Origin of the sequence: Methylocapsa sp. S129, assembly GCF_009765995.1 — a bacterium.
Taxonomy (GTDB): Bacteria; Pseudomonadota; Alphaproteobacteria; order Rhizobiales; family Beijerinckiaceae; genus Roseiarcus.
On the sequence record NZ_LMUI01000049.1, the window covers coordinates 1 to 5409 of the forward strand.

The following is a 5409-nucleotide window of genomic DNA, read 5'->3' on the forward strand; positions in this document are numbered from 1 at the left end:
TAAAAAAGGACAAGGCCGTCGTGGCCGCCGCGATGCCGATCGTCGTGCGCGCGCCATAGATCAAACGTGTCAGCATGTCGCGACCGATCTGGTCGGCGCCGAGCCACATTTGCCCCGACGACGTCGCCCAGGTGTCGCCGACTGACTGAGACTGGCCATAGGGCGCAAACCACGGCCCGAAAATGGCGATGAACAGATAGATCGCGACGATCGCCAACCCGATCTGGGCGGTCAGCGGCGCTCGATGTCCGTAGATGGTCATGGCTTTCCTTACCGTCGACGCCGCAAGCGCGGATTGAGCAGGATGGCGAGGATGTCGGCGAGCGTGTTCAGCACCACAAAAACAGCGGCGAAGACCAGGCCGCAGGCTTGGATCACGGGCACGTCGCGCTTGGTGACGGCGTCAACCATATATTGCCCGACGCCGGGATAGACGAAAACATTCTCGACCACCACGACGCCGACCACGAGATAAGCGAGGTCAAGGGCGACGACGGATATGATCGGCCCCGCCGCGTTCGGCAGCGCATGCCGGGACACGACGCGCGTGCGCGACAGCCCCTTCAGAAAGGCCATTTCGACATAGGGCGTCGACATGATCGCCAGCACGGCGTTGCGGGTCATCCGCAACATGTGCGCGAGAACCACCAGAGTCAGCGTCAATGCCGGTAAGGTTGCGACATAGAACCGTTCGCCCACGCCCATCCCGGGAAAGACGGTCGCCAGCGACGGGAACACAGGGAAAGTAATGGCGAATAGGAGAATGAGGATATAGCCGACGAAGAACTCTGGAAAAGAAATGGCGATCAGCGTCAGAATGTTGGCGATCCGGTCAGACGGTCGCCCTTCGCGGATGGCGGCGAGGATGCCAAGGCCAACCGCGAGGGGAACCGAGATGATGGCGGAATAGCCGGCGAGGAACAGCGTATTCACGAACCTCGGCCAGAGCTCCTCCATAATATCGCGCTGGTTCGTCAATGCGCGGCCGAAGTCTCCATGCAACACGCCCAACAGCCACGCGAAATACCGGACATAAGCGGGTTGGTCGAGACCGAGTTCGTGCCGAAACACCCTTAAAGCGTCCGGCGTCGCCTGCTGGCCAAGGACAGCGGCGGCGACATCGCCAGGAAGGATCTGGGTGCAAACGAAAATTAGCACCGAGACCGCGAATAAGGTCAGCACCCCGAGGCCGGCCCGTGTTGCGATGAGACGTAGCACGGGCGACCCTTTACGCTCGGGAGGAACGAACCGACAATATCATGCGAACCAGCCCTTTTCGGCAATGCGCTGATCGCACATATCGTAGTGAGGATGGGGCGCCGTGCCCATGACCTTCTTGCCATAGCCGTCGAGATAGTCGCCAATGGCGAAGCAGACCATGCCGCCGTCGTCGACAATCATCTTCTGTGCGTCCGCATACATCTGGGTGCGCTTGGCTTCATCCAGCTCCGCGCGAGCGTCGATAATGAGCTTGTCGAACGCCGGACGCTTCCAGTTCGTGTCGTTCCAGTTCGCCGACGACAGGAAAGTCTGCGAGAGCTGGTTGTCGGCGGTGGGGCGACCGCCCCAATAAACCGCGCAGAACGGAGCCTTGAGCCAGACATTATCCCAATAGCCGTCGCCTGAAACGCGCTTGACCTGGAGATCGATGCCGGCCTTCTTGATGGCCTCTTGGTAGAGAACCGCTGCGTCGGTCGCGCCGGAGAACGCGCCTTCGGAAACCTGAAGCTCCATCGTCGCATTCGCCATGCCGGCCTTCTTGAAGTAGAACGCCGCCTTGTCCGGATCGTAGGGTCGCTGGGGAACATCCTTGGCGAAATATTTCATGGAGGGAGGAACCGTCGTGTCGTTGCCGACGGTCGCAAAGCCCTTGTAGACGGTGTCGACGATCTTCTGACGGTCGATGCCGTATTTGAGGGCGAGGCGAATATCGTTGCTGGTGTAGGGATCGGCGTCGCAATGCGCCACAAACGCGAAGCGGTTGCCGGTGCCCTTGGTCCTGACGACATTTACGGTCGGCGCCTTCATGACAAAGGCGACCGTTTTGGCGTCGAGGCGATTGGCCGCGTCGATCTGGCCGGAGATCAGCGCCTGGACGCGCGCCGCCGAGTCGGGAATATAGCGCAATTCGATGCTGTCGAAATTGCCGCGCCCCGGCTTCCAATAATTGCCCTTGTTTTTGGTGAGAACGCGCACCCCCGGCTCGAAACTTTCGAGCGCAAAGGCGCCGGTGCCGTCGGGCTTGGAGAAGTCAGTAAAGCCGTTGGGCACAATCAAGATATGATAATCGGCGAAAACGTAAGGAAGCCCGGCGTCGCCGCTCTTCAGCGTGATCTCGATCTGGTTGGCGTTGTTCTTCTTGATATCGGAAATGCCGCTGAGAAGATCCTTGGCGCCGGACTTCGTCTCCCCGCGATGCAGGTTGAGCGAATAGATGACGTCGTCGGCGTCCAGCGTCTTGCCCGATGTGAAGGTGACGCCCTTGCGGATGTTGAATATCCACGTCGTCGCGCCGGGCTTGGCCTCGAAGCTTTCGGCCAGTTCGCCGACCGCGTCGCCCTTCGCGTCGACCTCGACGAGACCGTTCCAGATCTGCCAGCCATAGGAAATCGGGATTGAGTCCGCATAAGTGCGAGGGTCAAGACTGTCGGAGGCGGTGCCGCCTTCCATGCCGATCTTCAGCGTGCCGCCCTTCTTGGGCGCCTCGTCGGCAAAGGCCGGGCGCATGCCAAAACTAAGGCCAAGCGCCGCGGCGCCGGCCATCAGCTCGCGGCGGTCGATGATCAATCCCGATGCGCTGTTTCGCTTCATCTTGTTGTCGGTCATGCTCTCAGTCTCCTGCGATGCTGCTCCGGCTTGAGCGTTTCGTCCCTCCCGGGGACGTTGAGCCAAGTCATTATCAACGGCTGTTTTATAAAGCGCAATACGCTTGGGGGTTTTTCGGGAACCTCATTTTCCGGGGTAAGGGCCACATTTTCTCTGGATCGAGATTGAGCTTGCCGGCACAAGAAAAAGGCGGCCTGCCGCTTTGCGATGCGTTTGGGTTGCGGGAACGATTGTTTTGGCGATCGGCGCCTCTCGTCGGTCAACCGCCGTCGACCGGCGTCGGCGACGCCATCTGGCCACGCAACCGTTGGGCATGATCCTCGACGACCTTGCCGGCGCCAAACTCGGCGGCGCGCAGGGCGGAGAGAACGCCGATCAGACAGTCGTCGCGCTGGATTTCGAGATCGCGGATCGAGACGCCCGCCGCCTGATCGTCCGATTGCGCCGACACGAGGTCAATCAATTCGTCGGTGAGTTCGGGCGCTTCCAGTTTTGTCCATGGCAGTTTCAGGGCCGGGCCGAATTGCGCCAGGAAATGGCGCATGCCCGCCTCGCCGCCCGCCATCCTGTAGATGAGAAACGTTCCCATGAAAGACCAGCGCAGTCCCGCGCCAAAGCGGATCGCGTCATCCACTTCCTCCGTCGTCGCAATGCCGTCCTTCACCAGCCAGAGCGCTTCTCGCCAGAGCGCTTCGAGCAGCCGGTCGGCGATGAAGCCGTCGATCTCCTTTCTGACATGGAGCGGACGCATGCCGATGGCGGCGTAAAGCTGGATCGCCGCCTGTTTGGCCGCGTCGCTGGTCTTCTCGCCGCCGCAGACTTCGACCAGAGGCAAGAGGTAGACGGGATTGAAGGGATGACCGACAACGAAACGCTCGGGATGCGCCATCGCGGACTGGAGCCGCGTCGGCAACAGGCCGGAGGTCGAGGAGGCGATCACCACTTCCGGCCGCGTCGCCTGTTCGATGGCGGCAAGCACGGTTTGCTTCAGGTCTTCGCGCTCGGGCAGGCTCTCCTGCACAAAGTCGGCGTCGGCCACGGCCTCAGAGACGGAGGCGGCGATCGTCAGCCGGCCCTCAGGCGGCGACAGACCGGGAAACAGCTTGATCTGGGCCCGGCGCGCATTGCCAATAACCAATTCGAGTTTGCGGCCGATCTCGGGGTCCGGATCGAAGATCGAGACGTCATGACCGTTGAGGAGAAAGCGGGCCGCCCAGCCGGCGCCAATGACGCCGCCGCCGACAAGACCGATCCGTTGCGGTTTGGTCATCACAAAACCCCTCAGTTCGGCAGACGCAGTTTCAGCTTTGCGCGCGCCTCGGCCGGCCCGAGCACGCGCGCGCCCATCGCCGTGACGATGGTCGCGGCGCGTTCGACCAATTGTCCGTTGGACGCCAGCACGCCGCGATCGAGAAACAAATTATCTTCGAGCCCGACGCGGACATTGCCGCCGGCGATGGCGGCCATAGCGGCATAGGGAAGTTGATTGCGGCCGATCGAAAAAGCGCTGAAGATCGCGCCGGGCGGCACCTGGTTGACAAGCGCCATCAAGGTCAACGGATCGTCCGGAGCGCCATAGGCGATGCCCATGCACAATTGGATCATGCAGGGATCGTCGATCAACCCCTCCTTGATCAATTGCTTGACGAAAACGAGATGGCCGGTGTCGAAAACCTCGAGCTCCGGCCTGACGCCGAGCTCCTGCACTTTCTTGGCCATCGCCCTCAGCGTCGCCGGCGTGTTGGTCATCACATAATCGCCGAGCGCAAAATTCATGGTGCCGCAGTCGAGCGTGCAAATCTCAGGCAACAGCGCCGCGACATGGGCGAGCCGCTCGCTCGGCCCCACCATATCGGTGCCCTCAGGATTGAGCGGCAAGGGAGTTTCGCCGGCTCCAAACACAATATCGCCTCCCATGCCGGCGGTGAGATTGATCACCACGTCGACGCCCGAGGAACGGATGCGTTCGACCACCTCCCGGTAGAGATGCAGGCTCCGCGCCGCCTTGCCGGTCTCGGGATCGCGCACATGGATATGGGCGATCGCCGCCCCTGCCCTCGCCGCTTCGATCGAGGCCTCGGCGATCTGTTTGGGGGTCGTCGGCACGCCTGGATGGCGGCCGAGCGTGTCGCCGGCGCCGGTCACGGCGCAGGTTATGAAGACCTCGTGGTTCATGTCGGGATCTCCGTCGGCTGCAAGGCCTGTGAGGCGAGGGAAACGCCGGGGTCAGACCAGCGCCGCCGACAGACTAGTCCGGCGACAAGAGAAAGCAAAACGCACGCCAGCGTCAAAACCGCGCTTTTTTGGATCCTTGAAAAGGTTCAGCAATTTTCCGGCGCGCCAAATTTTGCAAGAGTGAGATTGTGCGATTTCAAAGGCTTGCAAGAGAAAAATGGGAAAAAATAAATTTCGTCGATTGCCCGCAAGAGATTTGTGAAAATCCGCGCGACGACCCATCGCAACCCTACCAGAAATTCCATTTTTCCGAAAGCTTTTGCTGGCTCTTATCGCGTTAGCTGTTGGTATGGCCCCATGCCAATGGCGCTGGAGATCCAGTTCTCCGGATTGGCCTGTGGTCCCCAC

The 5409-nt window shown here is 61.0% G+C and carries 5 protein-coding genes and 1 pseudogene; all 6 read right to left on the reverse strand.

The genetic code is table 11. From position 1 onward, the window contains the following. A pseudogene (locus tag GSQ90_RS27690) lies at positions 1-262 on the reverse strand (ABC transporter permease); the annotation flags it as partial. Positions 263-270: 8 nt separating this feature from the next. Further along, complete coding sequence (locus GSQ90_RS27695) at positions 271-1218, reverse strand: ABC transporter permease (RefSeq protein WP_158818219.1); 948 nt, start codon at positions 1216-1218, stop codon at positions 271-273. Between the two features lie 39 nt (positions 1219-1257). Continuing rightward, the gene (locus GSQ90_RS27700) at positions 1258-2826 is read right to left on the reverse strand and encodes an ABC transporter substrate-binding protein (RefSeq protein WP_158818220.1); all 1569 of its coding nucleotides are present in this window, start codon (positions 2824-2826) and stop codon (positions 1258-1260) included. A 259-nt stretch (positions 2827-3085) separates the two neighbouring features. Beyond that, positions 3086-4096 (reverse strand): L-carnitine dehydrogenase, encoded by a 1011-nt coding sequence (locus GSQ90_RS27705; protein WP_158818221.1) that lies wholly within the window; start codon positions 4094-4096, stop codon positions 3086-3088. Positions 4097-4107: 11 nt separating this feature from the next. Beyond that, positions 4108-5001, reverse strand: coding sequence for a 3-keto-5-aminohexanoate cleavage protein (locus tag GSQ90_RS27710; RefSeq protein ID WP_158818222.1), 894 nt, complete (start codon positions 4999-5001; stop codon positions 4108-4110). A 51-nt stretch (positions 5002-5052) separates the two neighbouring features. Continuing rightward, positions 5053-5409: hypothetical protein (locus GSQ90_RS27715; protein WP_158818223.1), on the reverse strand; the 357-nt coding region annotated here is incomplete at its 5' end.

What these genes read in the sequence shown, in the direction of transcription:
- GSQ90_RS27700 (WP_158818220.1), bottom strand. Translation starts at nt 2,826, where the DNA reads ATGACCGACAACAAGATGAAGCGAAACAGCGCATCGGGATTGATCATC.
- GSQ90_RS27705 (WP_158818221.1), bottom strand. Translation starts at nt 4,096, where the DNA reads ATGACCAAACCGCAACGGATCGGTCTTGTCGGCGGCGGCGTCATTGGC.
- GSQ90_RS27710 (WP_158818222.1), bottom strand. Translation starts at nt 5,001, where the DNA reads ATGAACCACGAGGTCTTCATAACCTGCGCCGTGACCGGCGCCGGCGAC.